15 protein-coding genes and 1 tRNA gene are annotated in these 19,783 nt (G+C 71.5%); 8 read left to right on the top strand and 8 right to left on the bottom strand.

All coding sequences use genetic code 11. The features are described from left to right. Positions 1-110: 110 nt before the first annotated feature. The 3 genes from ITJ66_RS18630 to ITJ66_RS18620 form a co-directional block, all read right to left on the bottom strand. A complete protein-coding gene (locus ITJ66_RS18630; protein ID WP_194645556.1) occupies positions 111-878 on the bottom strand; it encodes a DUF2993 domain-containing protein in 768 nt (255 codons plus the stop codon). Positions 879-995: 117 nt separating this feature from the next. After that, entirely contained in the window at positions 996-2,666 is a 1,671-nt protein-coding gene (locus ITJ66_RS18625; RefSeq protein ID WP_137243306.1) for an arginine--tRNA ligase, read from the bottom strand. 60 nt (positions 2,667-2,726) lie between these two features. Next, positions 2,727-3,560: a transglutaminase family protein gene (locus ITJ66_RS18620; protein WP_086473968.1), complete on the bottom strand. Its 834-nt coding sequence runs from the start codon at positions 3,558-3,560 to the stop codon at positions 2,727-2,729. Positions 3,561-3,650: 90 nt separating this feature from the next. On the opposite strand from ITJ66_RS18620, the gene ITJ66_RS18615 reads away from it, so the two are divergent. Further along, a tRNA-Arg gene (locus ITJ66_RS18615) sits at positions 3,651-3,725 on the top strand. A 55-nt stretch (positions 3,726-3,780) separates the two neighbouring features. Next, positions 3,781-4,449 carry a 4'-phosphopantetheinyl transferase superfamily protein gene (locus ITJ66_RS18610; RefSeq protein WP_137243307.1) on the top strand — a complete coding sequence of 223 codons (669 nt, stop codon included), beginning with the start codon at positions 3,781-3,783 and terminating at the stop codon, positions 4,447-4,449. 6 nt (positions 4,450-4,455) lie between these two features. Here the strand turns inward: ITJ66_RS18610 and ITJ66_RS18605 are convergent, their stop codons facing one another. Together ITJ66_RS18605 and ITJ66_RS18600 are read right to left on the bottom strand one after the other, a co-directional pair. Further along, positions 4,456-5,790 carry a M1 family metallopeptidase gene (locus ITJ66_RS18605; protein ID WP_137243308.1) on the bottom strand — a complete coding sequence of 445 codons (1,335 nt, stop codon included), beginning with the start codon at positions 5,788-5,790 and terminating at the stop codon, positions 4,456-4,458. Beyond that, positions 5,790-9,794 carry a Pls/PosA family non-ribosomal peptide synthetase gene (locus ITJ66_RS18600; protein ID WP_194645554.1) on the bottom strand — a complete coding sequence of 1,335 codons (4,005 nt, stop codon included), beginning with the start codon at positions 9,792-9,794 and terminating at the stop codon, positions 5,790-5,792. Before ITJ66_RS18600 ends, ITJ66_RS18605 begins: the two co-directional genes overlap by 1 nt. Before the next feature lie 159 nt (positions 9,795-9,953). On the opposite strand from ITJ66_RS18600, the gene ITJ66_RS18595 reads away from it, so the two are divergent. Beyond that, on the top strand, positions 9,954-11,288 hold the full coding sequence (locus ITJ66_RS18595; protein ID WP_370582705.1) for an aminotransferase class III-fold pyridoxal phosphate-dependent enzyme: 1,335 nt from the start codon (positions 9,954-9,956) through the stop codon (positions 11,286-11,288). 223 nt (positions 11,289-11,511) lie between these two features. Here the strand turns inward: ITJ66_RS18595 and ITJ66_RS18590 are convergent, their stop codons facing one another. Next, positions 11,512-12,342, bottom strand: a complete 831-nt coding sequence (locus tag ITJ66_RS18590) for a DUF3097 domain-containing protein (protein ID WP_124769602.1) — start codon at positions 12,340-12,342, stop codon at positions 11,512-11,514. A 185-nt stretch (positions 12,343-12,527) separates the two neighbouring features. Continuing rightward, positions 12,528-13,274 (bottom strand): gamma-glutamyl-gamma-aminobutyrate hydrolase family protein, encoded by a 747-nt coding sequence (locus ITJ66_RS18585; protein ID WP_064295286.1) that lies wholly within the window; start codon positions 13,272-13,274, stop codon positions 12,528-12,530. Positions 13,275-13,551: 277 nt separating this feature from the next. On the opposite strand from ITJ66_RS18585, the gene ITJ66_RS18580 reads away from it, so the two are divergent. From ITJ66_RS18580 to ITJ66_RS18560, 5 genes are all read left to right on the top strand, one after another. Further along, positions 13,552-15,624: a YgcG family protein gene (locus ITJ66_RS18580; RefSeq protein WP_194645551.1), complete on the top strand. Its 2,073-nt coding sequence runs from the start codon at positions 13,552-13,554 to the stop codon at positions 15,622-15,624. A gap of 74 nt (positions 15,625-15,698) precedes the next feature. Next, positions 15,699-16,475: a PspA/IM30 family protein gene (locus ITJ66_RS18575; RefSeq protein ID WP_194645550.1), complete on the top strand. Its 777-nt coding sequence runs from the start codon at positions 15,699-15,701 to the stop codon at positions 16,473-16,475. Between the two features lie 76 nt (positions 16,476-16,551). Next, the gene (locus ITJ66_RS18570) at positions 16,552-17,412 is read left to right on the top strand and encodes an arginase family protein (RefSeq protein WP_064295283.1); all 861 of its coding nucleotides are present in this window, start codon (positions 16,552-16,554) and stop codon (positions 17,410-17,412) included. Continuing rightward, complete coding sequence (locus ITJ66_RS18565; RefSeq protein ID WP_194645548.1) at positions 17,409-18,824, top strand: NAD(P)/FAD-dependent oxidoreductase; 1,416 nt, start codon at positions 17,409-17,411, stop codon at positions 18,822-18,824. The genes ITJ66_RS18570 and ITJ66_RS18565 overlap by 4 nt, the downstream gene beginning before the upstream one ends. Further along, positions 18,821-19,231 carry a hypothetical protein gene (locus ITJ66_RS18560; RefSeq protein WP_064295281.1) on the top strand — a complete coding sequence of 137 codons (411 nt, stop codon included), beginning with the start codon at positions 18,821-18,823 and terminating at the stop codon, positions 19,229-19,231. The genes ITJ66_RS18565 and ITJ66_RS18560 overlap by 4 nt, the downstream gene beginning before the upstream one ends. A gap of 46 nt (positions 19,232-19,277) precedes the next feature. Here ITJ66_RS18560 and ITJ66_RS18555 read toward each other — a convergent pair whose 3' ends face one another. Next, a complete protein-coding gene (locus tag ITJ66_RS18555) occupies positions 19,278-19,733 on the bottom strand; it encodes an SIP domain-containing protein (RefSeq protein ID WP_159453431.1) in 456 nt (151 codons plus the stop codon). Between the last annotated feature and the right edge of the window lie 50 nt (positions 19,734-19,783).

Here is a 19,783-nt window from a genome sequence, read left to right as displayed (position 1 = left end):
CCCGGTCGGAGCAGTGGGTGTGTGGAAAGTCTAGCGAGACGCGCGTGCCCGTGCAGCATCGTGACGTCGGGTGGCCTGCTCCCCTCCGCCGCCGGGTGGCGGGGCGAGGTTCAGTCGCAGCTGCCGAGCGTCTGCAGCGACGCCTCGTCGAGTCGGAGCGTCGTCGACGTCAGGGTGGCGGTCGCCGCCTCCGGCGTCACCGCGAGTCCGTCGAGGTCGACCCCCTTCGGCAGGTACTGGGCGACGCAGATGCTCGGCGGGTCGCCCTGCAGGAATCCGGTCACGAGCGCCCGCAGGTCGATGACGCCGAGGAGGCCGGTGTCGACGTTGACGGACGTCGGCATGAGGTTCACGCGGTCGGCCGTGGTGGTCGGTGCCACGGAGAAGTCGTACGGGATGGTGAACCCGAGGACGGTCGCCTCACCCGCGTACCCGATCTCGTCGTCGCCGAGGGTGAGCGTGCCCGGGAGCCCGGCCGTCTTGGCGAGGTCCGCCGCTCCGGCAGCATCGATCCTGATGGTCGCCACCACTCGACCGATGGTCTGCTCCGGGTCGAGGGGGACCCGGTCCGCGCTGACCTTGAGGTCCAGCGGGACGCCGTCGACGCTCGCGTCCGGTGCACGCAGGTCGACGTGCTCGAACGTTCCGGTGAGGTACTGGGCGATGACCGAGGCACCGCCGATCGACACGGCGACGTCCGCGTCGACGTTGTCGGGCAGACTCTGCTCGATCTGCGTCGCGACGCGCTCCTCGGCGACGCCGCGCACGATCGTGTCGGCGATCAGGAACGCGCCGACGAGGACGACGAGTACCCCGACGACGATGACGATCGGAAGCCAGGGACGCCTGCGTTTGCCCGACGGTTGCTGCTCACTCATGTTCCGAGGGTAGCGAACCGTCGTCTCCGTGGACGTGCCGGCGGGAGGACGGCGCGAGCGCAGGACCGTTCCCGAGGGACCGTCCTGTGCTCGCGCCGATCTCCTGCTGCGGGGAAGCTACATGCGCTCCGGCGCGGAGACGCCGAGGAGCGCCAGCCCGTTGCGGATGACGGTGCCGGTCGCGTCGTTCAGCCAGAGGCGCGTGCGGTGCAGGTCGGTGACCGGCTCCTCCCCCATCGGGACGACCCGGCAGCTGTCGTACCACTTGTGGTACAGGCTCGCGGTCTCCTCCAGGTGCCGGGCGACGCGGTGCGGCTCGCGCAGCTGTGCGGCCTGCGCGACGATCCGCGGGAACTCCTGGAGGACGCCGAGGAGCGCCGACTCCGTCTCGTGGACGAGCAGCTCCGGTGCGAAGGCGCTGCGATCGACCCCGGCCGAGGCGGCGTTGCGCGCCACCGAGTTCGTGCGGGCGTGCGCGTACTGGACGTAGAACACGGGGTTGTCGTTCGTCCGGCTGCGGAGCTGCTCCGGGTCGAGGGCCAACGGCGAATCGGCCGGGTAGCGACCGAGCGAGTACCGCAGGGCGTCCGTCCCGATCCAGGCCTGCAGGTCGTCCAGCTCGATGATGTTGCCGGCGCGCTTGGAGAGTCGGGCGCCGTTCACGCTCACGAGCTGCCCGATGAGCACCTCGATGTCGCGGTCCGGGTCGTCTCCGGCCGCGCCCGCGAGCGCCTTCAACCGGTGGACGTACCCGTGGTGGTCGGCGCCGAGCAGGTAGATCTTGTGCTGGAAGCCGCGGTCGCCCTTATTCAGGTAGTACGCGGCGTCGGCGGCGAAGTAGGTGTAGACACCGTTGGAGCGACGGATGACGCGGTTCTTGTCGTCGCCGAAGTCCGTCGTGCGCACCCAGACGGCGCCCTCCTCGTCGAACACGTGCCCCTGCTCGCGCAACCGGTCCACGGCCTGGTCGATGAGGCTCGTGCCGTCCTCGCCCGTCGCGTGCAGGGTGCGCTCGCTGAACCAGACGTCGAAGTGGACGTTGAAGCGCTCGAGGGACGCGCGGATCTCACCGAGCTGCAGGGCGTAGGCGCGTTCCCGCGCGACCTCACGGGCGTCCGGACGCTCGAGGAGGTCGGGGATCTCGGCCAGCACGGTCTTCGCGAGGTCGCCGATGTACGCCCCGGGATAGCCGCCCTCAGGCGTCGGCTCACCCTTGGCCGCGGCGAGGATCGAGTCCGCGAAGGTGTCCATCTGGTTGCCGGCGTCGTTGATGTAGTACTCGCTGACGAGCGTCGCACCGGACGCGCTCAGCACGCGAGCCAGGGAGTCGCCGAGCGCGGCCCAGCGCGTGTGGCCGATGTGCAGCGGGCCGGTCGGGTTGGCCGAGACGAACTCGATGTTGATGGTCTGACCGGCGAGGCTGTCGTTGCGGCCGAACGCGTCGCCGGCGTCGACGATCACCTTCGCGAGCGCACCCGCGGCAGCGGCATCGAGGCGCACGTTGATGAACCCGGGGCCGGCTACCTCGACCGAGGCGACACCGTCGACCTGCACGAGCGCGTCGGCGAACTCCTGCGCGAGCTCGCGCGGGTTCGCCCCCACGCGCTTCGCGAGCTTCATCGCGATATTGCAGGCCCAGTCGCCGTGATCGCGGTTCTTCGGACGCTCCAGCACCACGTCGTCGATCGACACCGCGACCTCGTCGGTGATGCCCGCCGCCTCGCGTCGTCGTTCGACGATCGGAACGACGATGGCGTGCAGGGCGGAGGCGAGGTCTTCAGGAGTCACGAGGAGCGATTCTACCCGGGCGCGTCGCACCGGCGACACGGTGGGCCTCGGGGGCGACCGTCAGGCGAGCACGACCGCCTGCGCCGGGTCGTCGGCGGGCAGGACGTCGATCAGGGCGTCGATCCGCATGTCCTCGACGGTCACGTTGCCGTGATGGTTGCTCAACCAGGCCACGTCCGCGGCGTCGCGTCCGGTGGCGATGCGGACGAGCGACTGACGCGGTGCCAGGCCTGTCGCGTCGACCACGTGCCAGGCGCCGTCGACGAAGCCCTCGGCCACCGCGTGGAAGTCCATGGGGACGAGACCCGGGGCGTAGACCGCGGCGTACCGGGCCGGGATGTCGAGCGCCCGAAGCATCGCGATGGTCAGGTGCGCGAAGTCCCGGCACACGCCACGGCCCGCGGCCAGGGTCGACACCGCACTGTCCGACACGGTCGTGGAGCCGGAGACGTAGGAGAGGTGTCGTCCGACCCAGGCCGCCACCCATGGCAGCACCTGCAGACCGCCGGACACCGTGCCGTCCTCGTGCAGGCGACGGTGCTCGAGCAGGTAGCCGAGCTCGGAACGCGCGAGCGAGAACAGCGCGTCCGACTCGCAGTACCGGCTGGGACGGAGGTAGGTCACGGTCTCCAAGGCGTCCACGGGACGCGGCACGGCCTGCCCGACGACCACCGCCTCGTAGTCGACCTGCAACCGCCCGGGCTCGGCGATGACCCGGTGGAGTCGTGTGTCGTCCGGACCCACGATCTCGGTGACGGCGCACGGGCCGTCCGAGGAGTGCACCTGCAGTCGCTCGCTCGCCAGCGGGGTGCCGCCGGCTGCAGCGATGGAGAAGATGAGGTCGGCTCGATCGTGCACCCGCAGATCGAGCGACGCGGTCAGGGTGCGCTGCATGACCTCATTGTCCCACGCGACCGGGGACGCCGATCCCGCACGCCTCCGGTACCGGCGTGGGTCCCGACTCTGGTAGCTTGGACACGTTCCGCCTTCGTAGCTCAGCGGAAGAGCGCTTCCCTCCGGAGGAAGAAGTCGCTGGTTCGAATCCAGTCGAGGGCACCATCACCATGTCGCGAGGTCCTGCTTCGCATCGCTCCGACTCCGGGACGCGGGGGCCATGCACCGAGCCGATCCCCTCCCACAGCCGACGGTCCGCTTCCTGCGCTGGGCCAGCGCCGCTGAGCTCGACCTCGCCGGCACGGCCGCCCGGCTGGACGCGTCCGCCCGTGACCGCCTCGACACATCGTCCGAGGCCGTGGCCCGTCGGTTCCTGTTCGGTCGCGCACTGCTCGTGCGCACCGTCGCGGAGACGATCGGCACCGACCCCGAGCGGATCGAGGTCACGGCGGTCTGCCCGGACTGCGGTCTGGCGCACGGACGACCACGGGTGCGCACGGGTGACCGGACCGTCCACGTGAGCGTCTCCCACACCGCCGACGCCTCCGCTGTGGCGGTGTCGATCGAGCACCCCGTCGGTGTCGACGTCGAACGGCTCGACGCGGCCCGGTTCGCCGGCGTCGAGGACGTCGCCCTCACCCCCGCGGAACGGGAGCAGTGGCAGCGACTGCCGGACCGACAACGCCTCCGGGCGCTCGCCGAGCGTTGGACGGCGAAGGAGGCCGTGACGAAGGCCCTCGGTACGGGCCTCACGACCGATCCCGCGACGATCGACCTCGGGCCGGATGCCGCACCACACGTCACCGAGACCGCGGGCCACCGCTTCGTCGTCGACCACCCGGAGCCCGTGCCGGGATTCGTCGTCGCGACGGCCCTCCTGCTCCCCTGACCCGGTTCAGCCGACGGGGAACGGCGGGAGCGCCTCCTGGAAGAGCCACGCGTCGAGGAGCGGCTCGACCGGTGCCGGCGCATGTCGATCGGCCGTCCGGATGAAGTCGTCCGTCGACACGCTCGAGTGCCGGAAGGACGCCACCCAGTCACGCAGGAGGTCGAAGAACGCCTCGTCGCCGAGCAATCGACGCACGGCGTGCAGGGCGATCGCGCCCCGCTTGTAGACCCGGTCGTCGAACATGTCCGCGGGTCCCGGGTCGCCGACGACGAGGTCCTGCGGTGCCCGTCGGAGCGCCGCGTAGTGCGCCCGAGCACAGGCGTCGGCCGTCTCAGCGCCCGACTCCTCCGACCACAGCCACTCGGCGTAGCAGGCGAAGCCCTCGTGCAACCAGATGTCCCGCCAGGTGGCGATCGTCAGGCTGTTCCCGAACCACTGGTGGGCGAGCTCGTGCGCGATCAACCGCTCCGAACCGCTGACGCCGTCGACGTGGTTGCGGCCGAACACGCTCATCCCCTGCGCCTCGAGGGGGATCTCCAGCACGTCGTCCGTGACGACGACGCCGTAGCTGCCGAAGGGATAGGGCCCGAAGGCGCGCTCGAAGCACGCCAGCATGTCGACCTGGTCGGCGAAGTCGTGTCGGAACCGCGCGGTGAGGTCGCGCGGCAGGTGCGCGACGACCGGCACCGTGCTCGTCGCGACCCGAGCGCTGACGGCGAGCCGCTGGTACCGGCCGATCTGCACCGTCGCGAGGTAGGCGGCCATCGGTTCAGGCTGCTCGTAGACCCACGTGGTCCGGCTCGCGCGGGCGACCCGCGACACCAGCTCCCCGGGGGCGACGACCGTGTACGCCGACGACGCCGTGACACTGATCCGGTAGGACGACTTGTCCGAGGGGTGGTCGTTGCAGGGGAACCAACTCGATGCGCCGCACGGCTGGGACGCCACGATGACGCCGTCCTCGAGTTCCTCCCAGCCGATCTCGCCCCAGGGGCTGCGCACGGGACGGGGCGCACCCGAGTACCGGACGAGCACGGAGAACTCGGCGCCGTCCGCGATGGTGTTCCGGGGCGTCAGCGTGAGCTTGCCCGAGCTGTGCGTCCGCTTCGCCTCGACCCCGTCGACCTGGACACGGGTGACGCGCAGCGCGGCGAGGTCGAGCGAGAACCGCGTGAGCTCCTCCGTCGCGACGGCGGTGAGTCGAGCCGTCCCGGACAGCGCGTTTCGGTCGACGTCGTAGTCGAGCTCCAGCTCGTACCGGACGACGCGGTAGCCACGGTTCCCGCTGGAGGGCGTGTAGGGGTCGCCTGCGCTCCGCAGACGGGCGAGAGCCTCCCCCATCAGGACGCGACCTGGGGCTCCCGGTACTCCGCCGTCGTCACCTCGCGCCACGGGCCGATCGGGTTGCCGCTCCACCGGGTGCCCGCGGGGACGCGTTCGCCGCGCATGACGAGCGAGGCCGGTCCGACCGTCGCGTCGTCGTCGATCCGCGCTCCGGGGAGGATGACGCTGTGCGGCCCGAGCGTGGCGCCCGATGCGAGTTCGACCTGATCCATACTCATGATTCGATCATGGAACAGGTGCGTTTGCACAACGCAGCCCCGGTTGACCGTCGCGCCGTCGCCGAGTCGGACGAGGTCGGCCTCCGGCAGCCAGTAGCTCTCGCACCAGACCCCACGACCGATGCGGGCTCCGAGCGAGCGCAACCACCAGGTGAGGGCGGGGGTGCCGGTGGCGGGTGCCGCGAACCAGGGCGCCGCGACCATCTCGACGAAGGTGTCGGACACCTCGTTGCGCCAGATGAAGGAGGACCAGAGCGGGTGCTCCCCCGTGCGGATCGGGCCGACGATCACCCATTTGGCGACGGTCGTGATCCCGGCCGCGACCGCGCCGGCGGCCAGGAGCACGGCACCGCTGACGGCGATCGCGACACCGAGACCCCAGGTGTCGGCGAACCAGGCGAGCGCGAGGAGCACCAGGAGCGCGATGCCGGTCGTCACCATGACGGGGACGATGCGGCAGAGTTCCCACAGTGCGCGGGCGATCCGGAGCCGGAGCGGCGGGTCGTAGGTCCGGTCGAGATCGGCGTCGGACACCTGCCGCCGGAGTCGCATCGGTGGGCTCCCGAGCCAGGACGAGCCGGACTTGGCCTTCCGCGGTGCGGCCGACAGCACGGCGACGAGCCCGTTCTTCGGAACGTGCATGCCGGGGCCCGCCATGCCGGAGTTGCCGAGGAAGGCGCGCTTGCCGACGGACGCACCGGCGATCCGCATCCACCCGCCACCGAGCTCGTAGGAGGCCACCATCGTGTCGTCCGCGAGGAACGCACCGTCGCCGACGGTCGTCATCCGCGGGAGGAGGAGGACCGTCGACGCCTCCACGTTGCGCCCGACCTTCGCCCCGAGCAGGCGGAGCCAGACGGGCGTGAAGAGGCTCGCGTACAGGGGGAAGAGGAGGGTGCGCGCGGCGTCCAGGAGCCGCTCCGTCGCCCACACCTGCCAACCGACCCGACTGCGCACCGGGAAGTAGCCCTCGCTGAGACCGAGGCCGAGCAGCCGGACGAGGCCGATCGTGCTGATCGCCAGGACGACGAACCACACGAGGGTGGCGACGGGCACCCAGAGGAGTGCGCGCCAGGAGAACTCGAGCAGGCTGGTCGCGCCCGACGCGCCGGCCGCCACGACCGCCGCCGCCAGCACGAAGGCGAGGAACGGCAGCACCGACAGCAGCGCCGATCCCGCGCCGTACGCGAACAGCCAGCGTCGGCGACGCGGGGGTCGTTCGGTCGGCCACACCGGTTTCGCCTTGCCGACGCGGACGGCGGGCGACCCCGACCACAGGTGTCCGGAGGGGACGCGGCCGAAGACGGACGATCCCGGCGCGATCTCCGCACGCTTGCCGATCCGGGTGCCGGCGAGCAGGGTGCTGCGAGCGCCGACCGTGCTCTCGGCGCCGATGTGGACGTGGCCGAGTCTGAGCGTGTCGCCGTCGACCCAGTAGCCGCGGAGGTCGACCTCGGGCTCGATCGATGCGCGCGCCCCGACGGTGAGGAACCCGGTGACCGGCGGCACGCTGTGGAGGTCCGCGTCGGCACCGATCTTCGCGCCGAGCGCCCTGGCGTAGCCCGAGATCCAGGGGGCTCCGGCGAGACTCACCGCGCCGACCGTGTCGGCGACGCGTTCGGCGAGCCAGAGTCGCACATGGACCGAGCCGCCGCGCGGGTAGTCGCCCGGTCGGACGCCGACGAGGAGGAGCTTCGCCGCGACGACGGAGATCGCCATGCGTCCGATCGGGGTGATGACCACGAGGAAGCCGAGGGCGATCCACCACCAGGAGACCATGGGGAGGTACGGGACGTCCGCGACGAGGCCGAGGACCCGACTGCCGGCCAGCAGGTACACGAGCCACCGGAGTCCGACGAGGATGAGGAGCGGGACACCCAGGAGGGTCTGCGCCCACTGGGTCGCGAGCGGCGTCGGGAGCACGGGGTCCGCGACGGCCGCCCGACTGCGACGCTCGGGGCGTCGGCCGTCGAGTTCGGCGGCCATCGCGCCGAGTCGGGGGTGGCCGTAGATGTCGGCGACGGTGAACTCGGCATCGCGGGTGCGGATGAGTGACACGAGCTGCGCCGCGGCCAGGCTGCCGCCGCCCAGGCTGAAGAAGTTGTCGCTCTCGGCCGTGACCCGGACGCCGAGGACGGCCGTCCACTGCTCGGCGAGCCACGCGGCGGTGCCGGACAGGGTCGAGGCGTCCTCCCCGTCGGCGGCGTCGAGCGGCCACGGCAGCGCGGCCCGGTCGACCTTGCCGGAGGTGCGGGTGGGCAGCTCGCCGACGACCGCGAGGAGCGGGACGAGCGGTGCCGGGAGCTGCTCACGGAGGGTGTCGAGCGCCCGCTCGACGGAGAACCCGTCGCGGTCGGGCACCGCGAGGTACCCCACGAGGACGGCGTTCCCGGCGGCGGTACGCTGGACGGCTGCTGCCGCACCCGAGACGCCCGGCAGCGCCTGCAGAGCGGCCTCGATCTCCCCGAGTTCCACGCGCCGACCGCCGATCTTCACCTGATCGTCCGCGCGCCCCTGGAACACGAGTCCTGCGGCCTCGTAGCGGACGAGGTCGCCGCTCCGGTACGCCCGCGACCACCCGATGCTCGGCATGGGCGCATACCGTTCGGCGTCCTTGACGGGGTCGAGGTACCGGGCGAGTCCGACGCCGCCGATGATGAGCTCACCGACGCCGCCCTCCTCGACCGGGATGCCCTCGGCGTCGACCACGGCGAGGTCCCAGCCGTCGAGTGGCAGTCCGATGCGCACGGGCTGCTCGCCGGTCAACAGCGCGGCGCAGGCGACGACCGTGGCCTCGGTGGGTCCGTAGGTGTTCCAGACTTCGCGACCGTCCACGGCCAGCCGGGCGGCGAGCTCCGGCGGGCAGGCCTCGCCGCCGAAGATGAGCATGCGGATGTTCTCGAGGGATTCGGCGGGCCACATCGCCGCCAACGTGGGCACCGTCGACACCACGGTGATGCCCTTCGCGGTGAGCCAGGGTCCGAGGTCCATGCCGCTGCGGACGAGCGAGCGCGGCGCCGGGACCAGGCACGCGCCGTGTCCCCAGGCGAGCCACATCTCCTCGCAGGACGCGTCGAAGGCGACGGACAGGCCGGCCAGCACACGATCACCGGGGCCGAGGGGTTCCGCCTGGAGGAAGATCCGCGCCTCGGCGTCGACGAACGCGGCGGCAGAGCGGTGCGAGACGGCGACGCCCTTCGGCGTGCCCGTCGAGCCGGAGGTGAAGATGATCCAGGAGTCGTCGTCGAGTCGCGGTGGTTCGAGGACCGGGATCGCCCGGGTGCCCGGGTGGGGTGCCGCGCCCGTCGCGAGTTGCACCCGGTCGGGATCGGCGCCGTCATCGGCCGGGTCCTCAGTGCCTCGGCGCGAACGCTCGAAGACACCGCCGTCGACCAGGACGCCGGCGACGGCCGCCTCACCGAACACGAGTCGTGCCCGCTCCTCCGGGTCGTCAGCGTCGACGGGCACGTAGGCCGCTCCGGTGAACAGGATCCCGAGGATCCCGAGGTAGAGGTCGCGGGTGCCCGAGGCGATCCGGACACCGACCCGGTCACCGCGGCGGACCCCGGCGGCGAACAGCCCAGCCGCGACCCGCTCGGCACTGAGGACGAGCTCGCGGTAGCTGAGCGCCCCCTCCGCGTCCTCGATCGCCGAGGCCTCGGGGTGCGACGCGGCGACGTCACGGAGGATGTCGAGGAGGGTGCGCTCGGCCGGTGCGCGCACGCCACCGAGCAGCGCGGGCTGCCGCTCGATGAGGAGGGCGGTGCTGGTGTCGGCGTCCATACGCGATCCCCTGTCGTCCGGCTGTTCAGCGCCGCCAACGGTAGGCAGCGCGCATGGACGGTTGGTGAACACCAGTCAACCGCCAGATGTCGTGGAATCGTCGGCGACGCTCCGTCGGCCCCCGGCATCCTCGGAGGACGCGCGCCTACCATGGCCTGCATGACCATCGACTACTCCGTGCCCCAGGAACGCCAGCTCGTGACCGCCATCCCCGGCCCCCGATCGCTCGCCCTCACGGAACGGCGCCGCCGCGCGGTGTCGCGCGGTGCCGGCAACCTCGCGCCGGTGTGGATGGACCACGGCTCCGGCGGCATCCTCGTGGACGTCGACGGCAACCACATCATCGACCTCGGAACGGGCATCGGCGTGACGACCATCGGGCACGCCAACCCCGACGTCGCCGCGGCAGCAGCCGAGCAGGCGACGAAGCTCACGCACACGCTCTTCACCGTGACGCCGTACGAGAACTACCTGCGCGTCGCGGAGAAGCTGTCCGAGATCACGCCGGGCGACTTCGAGAAGCGCTCGATCCTCCTGAACTCCGGTGCCGAAGCCGTCGAGAACGCGGTGAAGATCGCGAAGAAGTACACCGGACGTCGCGCGATCGTCGCCCTCGACCACGCCTTCCACGGACGCACGAACCTGACGATGGCGATGACCTACCGGCCTGCGCCCGAGCGCCTCGGGTTCGGCCCGTTCCCGGGTGAGATCTACAGCGTCCCGCTCTCCTACCCCTTCCGCGACGGACTCGACGGACCGGCGGCTGCCGAGGTGACGATCGACTACATCGAGCGGCACATCGGTGCGAGTGAGGTCGCCGCGTTCTTCGCCGAACCGGTCCTCGGCGACGGCGGCATCGTCATCCCCGCGCCCGGCTACTTCGCGCGCATCAGCGAGTGGTGCACCGAGAACGGGATCGTGTTCGTCGCCGACGAGATCCAGGCCGGCATCGGACGCACCGGTGCCTGGTACTCGATCGAGCACCACGGCGTCGTGCCCGATCTCATCACGAGTGCCAAGGGCATCGCCGGCGGCTTCCCGCTGTCGGCCGTGACCGGGCGCGCCGAGATCATGGACGCCGTCCAGCCCGGTGGCATCGGCGGCACCTTCGGCGGCAACCCGGTGTCCACGGCGGCCGCGCTCGCGACGTTCGAGGTCATCGAGCGCGAGGACCTGCTGGGCGAGGCACGTCGCGTGGAGGCGACCCTGCGATCGCTCATGGGTGACTGGGCCGAGCAGTTCGACATCGTCGGCGAGGTCCGGATCATCGGTGCGATGGCCGGTGTCGAGTTCGTCGTCCCCGGCACGAAGCAGCCGCACCCCACGGCACTGCAGACCGTCATCGACGCGGCGATCGCCCAGGGGGTGCTCGTGCTCGACGCCGGCTCCTGGGACTCGGTGCTGCGACTCCTCCCGAGCGCGGTCATGTCCGACGAGCTCCTCCGCGACGCGGTGTCCGTCCTCGAGGACGCCCTGGGTCAGGTCTCCTCCTAGCGGCAGCGGTCGCCTCCGCTGGTGAGATCTCAGCGCGGTGCGCTGACGCGAGCGCGGGTCTGCGGCCGCCGTACCCTTCCGCGAGCGCGGTGCGCTGACGCGAACCCACCCGAATCGGCGCGAGCGCGGCCCGGGCGCGTGAGCGCGGGTCTCCGGAGGGTCGCGCTCGCGGCGGTGCCCCGCGGTGACGTCAGCGCACCGCGCTGGCGCAACCGGCGGCGGCTCAGTCGACGGTGACGAAGTCGATGAGCTGCTCGACGCGACCGAGGAGCTCCGGCTCGAGGTCGTTGAAGGTCCGGACCTGACCGAGGATGCGCTTCCAGGCACGGGCGATGTCGGCCTGCGAGTCGTGCGGCCAGCCGAACGCCTGGCAGATGCCCTTCTTCCACTCGATGGAGCGAGGGACGGTCGGCCACTCGCGCAGGCCGACCCTGGCGGGCTTCACGGCCTGCCAGACGTCGACGTACGGGTGCCCGACGATGAGGACGTTCCGGCCGTTCGGTCCGGCCATGACGGCGTCGGCGATCCGCTGCTCCTTGGAGCCGGGGACCAGATGGTCGACGAGGACGCCGACACGGCGGTCGGGGCCCGGCCGGAACTCGGCGAGCGCGGCGTCGAGGTGGTCGACGCCCGCGAGGTACTCGACGACGACGCCCTCCACGCGGAGGTCGTCGCCCCAGACCCGCTCGACGAGTTCCGCGTCGTGGCGGCCCTCGACGAAGATCCGGCTCGCGCGAGCCACCCGAGCGGTCGTCTCCACCGCGAAGGAGCCGGAAGCGGTGCGCGCCCGCCCCGTCGGTGCACGCTTCGGCACGACGAGGACGACGGGCTCACCCTCGAGGAGGAACCCTGCCCCCATCGGGAACACGCGCCGCTTGCCGCGGTAGTCCTCGAGCTCGACCGTCTTCGCCTCGACGCGCGTGATCGCGCCGCAGAAGCCGCCGAGTTCCTCGACCACGAGGTCCGTCACCGCCTCGACCTCACGGGCCACCACGCGGTTCTTCTTCCGCCAGTCCCCCGCGAGGACGTCCTGACCGTACCTGTCTTCGAACACCCGTCAACGCTAACCAACCCTCCGTCCTTTCTCAGGACGGCCCCGGCGTGGCGTGGCCGACACGCCGCAATCCAGGCTCGACACGCCGACGCCGTCCTGAGTCGGGGACATGTCGAGCGGTGGGTCGCCTGCAGCGGGAGGGCCTCCTGGCATGCGAAGCCGCCCGGTGCGGAGACACGCCCCGACTAGGCGGCGGCGCGCTCCGCCTCGCGGGCGAGACCGCCGAGCAGGAGCCCGAGCTGGTCGTCGACAGTGCCGGGGTCCTCGGGGTGCCACTGCACGCCGGTGATCGGCAGGGTGCGGTGCTCGATCGCCTCGACGGTGCCGTCGGAGGCCCAGGCGACGGCGCGGAGGCCTTCGCCCAGTTCGCCGACCGACTGGTGGTGGGCGCTCTGCACCTGGAGGTGACGGGCACCGAGTCGGAACGCGAGGGCACTCGAGGGGTCGAGCTCGACCTCGTGCGGGGTCATACTCTCATCGACCGGGACGCCCTCGTTGCGGTGGGCGCTGTGCTCACCGAGGTCCTGCACGAGCGTCCCGCCGAGGGCGACGTTGATGATCTGGTGACCACGGCAGATCCCGAGCAGCGGCGTGCCTCGCTCGGCGGCGCGACGGGCGACCGCCAGCTGGGCGCGGTCGGCCTCGGGGAAGTGCTGGCCCTCGGCGCGGTAGCCGGTGGTTCCGCCGTACTGGGCGGGATCGATGTCGGCGCCGCCCATGATGACGACGGCGGAGGCCCCGTCGGTCGAGGCGAGGAGCGCATCGGTGCCGAGGTCGTGCGCGGCCAACCGGGTCACGCGCCAGCCGGCCCGTTCGGCGGCGGCGATGGTCCGTCCGACGAGGATCTGCACGTACTCGTGGTACGCCTGATCGTCCTCACGGAACCTGGTGACCTCGACGAGCGCCAGCATGGGTGAGACGTGTCCTTGCATGATGCTCCTTCCAGGGGTTCCGTGAGGTGACTCGACCAGTCTCGCCGGGCAGATGCCCTCGCGCGAGTGGCCGCGTCACGGTCGGTAACAGAGTCCGTCACGGTCGGTGACAGCGTCACGTTCCGTGTCGCCGAAGCACCGTCACCGCCGTATAGCACAGCTCCGGTTCGGTGCGCTCGCTGGGAGCCCGCTGTAGAGATGTCGAGGGCCCGGACCTAGACTCGGAACCGAGCCGCGGGGTGGGGCTCCAGGGTCCGAACGAGTGACGAGGTGGCCGATGCGGGTTCGCTGGGCGGTATCGATCTGGGCGTTCTGCGTGGCCGTGCTCCTCGGAGCGGGAGCCACCGCCGCCTGGGCGGAGAGCCCGGTGCAGCTCGGCGCCGGGCGCGTGTCCGACAGCGCGGGTGTCCTCAGCAGCGGTGAGGTCTCCGAGATCACGACGGCCGTCGACGACCTGGCCGCGGATCACGGCGTCGACCTCTGGGTGGTCTACGTGCCGACCTTCACCGACCCGAGCGATGCCGAGTCCTGGGCGAACCAGACCGCGAAGGACAACAACCTCGGACCGAACCAGTACCTGCTGGCCGTGGCGACCGAGGACCGCGCCTACTACCTCTCCGGCGACTCCAGCGGACCGGTGAGCGGCGATCAGCTGACCGAGATCGAGCAGCAGCGCATCCTGCCGCAGCTGCGTGACGAGAACTGGGCCGGGGCCGGCGTCGCTGCCGCCGAAGGCCTGGGTGCCGCCGTCGGCGGCGGGTCGATCGGGGGTGCCGGTAGCGGATCAGGCGGCTCGACCGGGTGGCTGACGATCCTGCTGATCGTGGTCGTCGCCGTCGTGGCCGTCGTCCTCCTGGTCGTCTTCCTCCGCCGACGCCGCGCTGCGAACGGCGACGGCGGGGTGACCGCGGGCCGGCAGGGCGCACCGGTCGACCCACTGACCACCGCCCCGATCCCCGAGCTCGAACGACTCGCCGGCAGTGCGCTCGTCCAGACCGACGACGCCGTCCGGACGAGCGAGGAGGAGCTCGGCTTCGCGACCGCCTCCTACGGCGAACCGGCCACGGCCGCGTTCACCGCTGCCCTCGCCGGAGCGAAGGACGACCTCTCGCACGCCTTCGCACTCAAGCAGCGGCTCGACGACGCCGAGCCGGACACGGAGCAGCAACAACGCGACTGGAACCTCCAGATCATCCGGCTCTGCGAGCACGCGAACCACGTGCTCGACGAACAGGCCGCCTCCTTCGACGAGCTCCGCGCACTCGAGAAGAACGCGCCCGCCGCGGTCGAGGAGCTGCGAGCCAGGGCGGCCGCAGCCGGACCGACGGTGACGGCCGCGCAAGACGCGGTGCACGCCCTGCAGACGCGCTACAGCCCCGACGCCCTCATCACCGTGATCGACAACCCGGCGCAGGCGACCGAGCGACTCGCCTTCGCCACCGCAGCGATCTCCGACGCAGCTGCACGGCTCGCCGCCGGAGACTCGGGCGAGGCCGCCGTCGGCATCCGCGCCGCGGAGGAAGCGCTCGACCAGGCCACCCAGCTCACCGGGGCCGTGAAGCGGCTGCAGGCGGATCTGACGACCGCCGAGCAGCACCTCGCCGCCCGACTGGCCGAATTGGACGGGGACATCGCCGCGGCGGGCGGCCAACCCGACCCGACCGGCACCCTCGCCGCAGCGGTCGCGAGCACCACCGCGACGGTCTCCCAGGTGCGCGGCGCGCTCGGCGCACCGAACAACCCGATCGCCCTCCTCGCCCGCCTGGATGCGGCGAACACGCAGATCGACGGTGCTCTCCAGGGAGTGCGCACCGCGGCGGAGCAGCGACAACGCGCCGCAGCCGCCCTCGGGCAGACCCTGCAGACGGCGGGCGCGCAGGTGTCGGCTGCAGAGGACTTCATCGTCTCGCGGCGCGGAGCCGTCGGCCCGGAGGCCCGGACGCGCCTCGCCGAGGCCGGCCGCACCCTCATGCAGGCCCAGGGTCTCGCCGCGACCGACCCAACGCAGGCGCTCTCCCTCGCCCAGCGCGCCAACTCGCTCGCGAGTCAGGCGGTGCAGCTCGCCCAGGCCGACCTCGGGCAGTTCCAGAGCCAGTCGGCGGGCGAACTCGACGGCATGTTCGGCGGCGGCCAGGGTCAGCAGGGTGGCAACGGGATGCTCGGTGCCGTCCTCGGCGGCATCCTGATCAACTCCGTCCTCGGCGGCGGCGGGTCCCGTTCCGGCGGCGGCATGTTCGGTGGCGGAGGATCGAGCGGCGGCATGTTCGGCGGCGGCTCCGGTCGTTCACGCAGCGCCGGCAGCTTCGGTGGCGGCGGCACCCGTTCCCGACGCGGTGGCGGTCGCTTCTGATCCGCTGCACCACCCACCTCATCACCAGACACCGACCGACACGACCCAGCAGGACACGAGAGAGGAACCACACCATGGCAGAGAAGCAGTCCATCTTCGGACGCATCGCCCAGCTGACCAAGGCCAACATCAACGCGCTGCTCGACTCCGCCGAGGACCCGCAGAAGATGCTCGACCAGATGGTCCGGGACTACACGAACTCGATCGCCGACGCCGAGAGCGCGATCGCCGAGACGATCGGCAACCTCCGGCTCCTCGAGCAGGACCACCAGCAGGACGTCGAGGCGGCCTCCGAGTGGGGCACCAAGGCGCTGGCCGCGAGTCGCAAGGCCGACGAATACCGTCAGGCGGGCAACGCCGCGGACGCCGACAAGTTCGACAACCTCGCGAAGATCGCGCTCCAGCGCCAGATCGGCGCCGAGAACGAGGCCAAGCAGGCCGAGCCGCAGCTGGCGTCGCAGACGAAGGTCGTCGAGCAGCTGAAGAACGGCCTCAACGGCATGAAGGCGAAGCTCGAGCAGCTGAAGACGAAGCGCAGCGAGCTCGTCGCCCGTGCCAAGACCGCCGAGGCCCAGCGCAAGGTCGCGGATGCGGTCGGCAGCATCGACATCATGGACCCGACGAGCGACCTCAGCCGCTACGAGGACAAGATCCGCCGCGAGGAGGCGAAGGTGCTCGGCCAGCAGGAGCTCGCCGCCTCGAGTCTCGACGCGCAGTTCAACGACCTCGAGGACCTCGGCGAGCTGACCGAGGTCGAGGCCCGGCTCGCCGCGCTGAAGGGTGGCGGTTCCGCGTCTCCCGCGATCGAGTCGTCCGGCCCCGAGTACACGCCGAACGCCGACCACTCCTGACGATCCGACGGGCCCTCGGGACCTCCCGAGGGCCCGTCGCCCTCGCCCCCTCGCACCATCTCCAGGAAGGCACCGCATGACGAAGTTCGTCGTCGTCCCCCAGTGGCAGGGCTCCGGCTCGTCCAGGGCCATGCAGTTGATCGATGGAGCCGAGGCGATCCGTGGCGACCTGCCGACGGCGGCCACGACACTCGTCCACGTGCCGACCGAGGCCGGCGAGGCCCTCGACACCGACATCCGGCGCGCCAGTTCCCTCGTGACGACCGCGGAACTCCAACGTCAGGCGCTCGTCGGGATCGACGAGCCCGTCATCACCATCGGCGGGGACTGCGGCGTCGAACTCGCGTCGGTCGGTGAGGCCCTCCGACGCGACCCCGGCATCGCCGTCGTCTGGTTCGACGCCCACGGCGACCTCAACACCCCGCTCAGCTCGCCGTCCGGGTCGTTCAGCGGCATGGTCGCCCGGGCACTCACGGGCGAAGGCGCCGCGATGCTGCTGCCCGAGGCCCCACTCGATCCCGCCCGACTCGTCCTCGTGGGGGTGCGTGACCTCGACGACGGTGAACTCGCCCACATCGAGGAGCGTGGCATCCCCATGGTCTCCTCGGTGATGACGAGCGCCGCCGAGGTGGTCGCCGCCGTCGAGGCGACGGGCGCCGACCGCGTCTACCTGCACGTGGACGTCGACGTCCTCGACCCCGCCGTCATCGCCGGCGTCAGCTCGGCCGTCCCCTTCGGTCTCGAACTCGGCACCCTGCTCGACTGCATCACCGCCCTCCGCGCCCGATTCGGCTTCGCCGGGGCCGGGGTCACGGGCTTCTCACCCGGCTCCCCCGACGCCGCAGCCGACGACCTCGGAACCATCCTCCGCATCATCGGCGCGATCAGTCGCGAACCGAAACCTGACAGCACCAACCCGACAGGAGTCACCCCATGAGCCGTACCGTCGATCTCGTCGTCATCGGAGCCGGACCCGTCGGCGAGAACGTCGCCGACTACGCCCACAAGAGCGGTCTGAGCGTCGTCATCGTCGAGAGCGAACTGGTCGGCGGTGAGTGCTCCTACTGGGCCTGCATGCCGTCCAAGGCCCTCATCCGCTCGGGAGCCGCCCTGCGGGCCGCCAAGCGCACGGGTGGAGCCATCCCCGAGGACACCGCGCTCGATCCGCTCAAGGTCCTCGCGCGACGGGACTCGTTCACGAGTGACTGGTCGGACGACGGCCAGGTCGAGTGGCTCGAGGGCGCCGGCATCGAGCTGGTGCGTGGGCACGGTCGCCTGACCGGCCAACGCGAGGTCACCGTGACGGCCGCCGACGGCTCGATGACGGTGCTCACGGCGACGCACGCCGTCGCGGTCTGCACCGGCTCCGCCGCGCTCCTGCCCGACATCGCAGGGCTGGCGGCGGTGGAGCCGTGGACGAGCCGCGAGGCCACGAGCGTCCAGACCCTGCCAGCGTCCGTCGCCTTCCTCGGTGGCGGCGTCGTCGCCGTCGAGCTCGCGACCGCCTACCGCTCGCTCGGGGTCGACGTCACGCTCGTCGCCCGCAGCGGCCTGCTCGGCAACACCGAGCCGTTCGCCGGCGAGCTCGTCGAGTCCTCCCTGCGTGAACTCGGCGTGACGATCGTGCACGCGTCCCCCACCGCCGTCTCGCGGGCCGCCGACGGTGCCGTCACGCTCGAGTTCGACGACCGGGACGCGGTGACGACGGCGGAACTCGTCGTGGCCACCGGCCGGACGCCACGGACGGACGACCTCGGGCTCGAGACCGTCGGCCTGGAACCGGGTGCCTGGATCGAGGTCGACGATCAGCTCCTCGCTCACGGCAGCGACTGGCTCTACGCCGTCGGCGACGTCAACCACCGGGCTCTCCTGACGCACCAGGGCAAGTATCAGGCACGCGCCGCGGGCGCGGTCATCGCGGCACGGGCGAACGGCGAGGACGTCGACACCAGCCCGTGGAGCGACCACGCGGCGACCGCCGACCACCGTGCCGTGCCGCAGGTCGTCTTCTCCGAACCGGAGGTCGCCGCCATCGGACTCACTGCCGCGCAGGCCGAGGCGGCGGGGATCGACCACCGGGTGGTCGACTACGACCTCGGTGGCATCGCGGGCTCGAGCCTCCACGCCGACGGCTACACCGGGCAGGCGAGGATGGTCGTCGACGAGGAGCGCGGCGTGATCATCGGGATGACCTTCGTGGGTCAGGACGTCGCCGAACTCGTCCACGCGGCGACGATCGCCGTCGTGGGTGAGGTGCCGCTGCACCGCCTCTGGCACGCGGTGCCGTCCTACCCGACGATGAGCGAGATCTGGCTGCGACTCCTCGAGACCTACCGGAGCGGTGCGTGACCCGTCCCGGCGACGTCGATGAGCCGCGGAGCCGTCGTTCCGGCGGCCCGTGGCTCGACTCACCCCTGAGCCGGATCGGGTACTGGTACGCCACGCTCACCGGGCTCGTCTGGGGCGCACTCTGGAGCACCGGTCCGGTCGAACGGCGGGGCGGGATGATCGTCTTCCGCGGGATGCCGTCGTGGACGTTCGGCCGAGGTGGCTCATGCGTCGGCGGGGTGTACCTCACCGATCGGAACGTGTCGACCCGGGTGCTCGAACACGAGGCGGTGCACAAGCGGCAGTGGCAGCGCTACGGCATGCTCTTCCCGCTCATGTATGCGATCGCCGGTCGTGATCCGCTCCGGAACCGGTTCGAGATCGAAGCCGGTCTCGAAGCGGGAGGCTACCTGCCGAAGCGCCGCTGACGAGCGTCGCGGCGTCCGTGCGGTGTCGTGCCGGTTCGAGGTCGTGTCAGTGCGATGCGCGCTCGACCGAGCTCGAGCGCTGACGCGCGCCGATGCTCGCCAGCGTCATCCTGAGGTCGTTCCGGAGGCCCGTGAGGTGCTCCGTCTCGCCGCCGATCCACACGTGGTAGTCGGCCGCGTCGTGTCCGTCGACGTCGAGCATCTCGCTCGCCCAGGCCCGGGTCGCTCGTGCGACGGCCTGACCGCGTGCGCACCGGCTGCCCGTTCCGGGTTCCCCCGAACGCGCTGCGCGGACGAGCCACGTCACGACGACGCGTCCCGGCGAGTCGAGGGTGGTGATCGACGCGGCGTCGTCGACCTCGACGAACACCTGACCGCGGGCGCAGATGGGGAGCAGCGCGAGGACCTCCGCCAGCTCGCCGACCGACGACTCGTCGCCCGCGAGCAGCACGTGGCGTGCGTCCGCGACGGCGAACTCCGCCGGATCCTCGAAATAGCTCACGCGATCAGTATAGGCGAGCCTAAGCTCACTTCCATCCCCTGCGCAGGGTC

Source organism: Plantibacter sp. VKM Ac-2885 (assembly GCF_015351205.1).
Classification (GTDB): Bacteria; Actinomycetota; Actinomycetes; order Actinomycetales; family Microbacteriaceae; genus Plantibacter; species Plantibacter auratus.
The sequence above is the reverse complement of the archived record's forward strand: the minus strand, read 5'-3'. Positions and strand labels throughout refer to the sequence as shown.

Excerpts from the sequence above, each read along its gene's own strand:
- ITJ66_RS18630 (WP_194645556.1), bottom strand. The coding sequence starts at position 878 with ATGAGTGAGCAGCAACCGTCGGGCAAACGCAGGCGTCCCTGGCTTCCG.
- ITJ66_RS18620 (WP_086473968.1), bottom strand. The coding sequence starts at position 3,560 with ATGCAGCGCACCCTGACCGCGTCGCTCGATCTGCGGGTGCACGATCGA.
- ITJ66_RS18610 (WP_137243307.1), top strand. The coding sequence starts at position 3,781 with ATGCACCGAGCCGATCCCCTCCCACAGCCGACGGTCCGCTTCCTGCGC.
- ITJ66_RS18605 (WP_137243308.1), bottom strand. The coding sequence starts at position 5,790 with ATGGGGGAGGCTCTCGCCCGTCTGCGGAGCGCAGGCGACCCCTACACG.
- ITJ66_RS18600 (WP_194645554.1), bottom strand. The coding sequence starts at position 9,794 with ATGGACGCCGACACCAGCACCGCCCTCCTCATCGAGCGGCAGCCCGCG.
- ITJ66_RS18595 (WP_370582705.1), top strand. The coding sequence starts at position 9,954 with ATGACCATCGACTACTCCGTGCCCCAGGAACGCCAGCTCGTGACCGCC.
- ITJ66_RS18585 (WP_064295286.1), bottom strand. The coding sequence starts at position 13,274 with ATGCAAGGACACGTCTCACCCATGCTGGCGCTCGTCGAGGTCACCAGG.
- ITJ66_RS18580 (WP_194645551.1), top strand. The coding sequence starts at position 13,552 with ATGCGGGTTCGCTGGGCGGTATCGATCTGGGCGTTCTGCGTGGCCGTG.
- ITJ66_RS18575 (WP_194645550.1), top strand. The coding sequence starts at position 15,699 with ATGGCAGAGAAGCAGTCCATCTTCGGACGCATCGCCCAGCTGACCAAG.
- ITJ66_RS18570 (WP_064295283.1), top strand. The coding sequence starts at position 16,552 with ATGACGAAGTTCGTCGTCGTCCCCCAGTGGCAGGGCTCCGGCTCGTCC.
- ITJ66_RS18565 (WP_194645548.1), top strand. The coding sequence starts at position 17,409 with ATGAGCCGTACCGTCGATCTCGTCGTCATCGGAGCCGGACCCGTCGGC.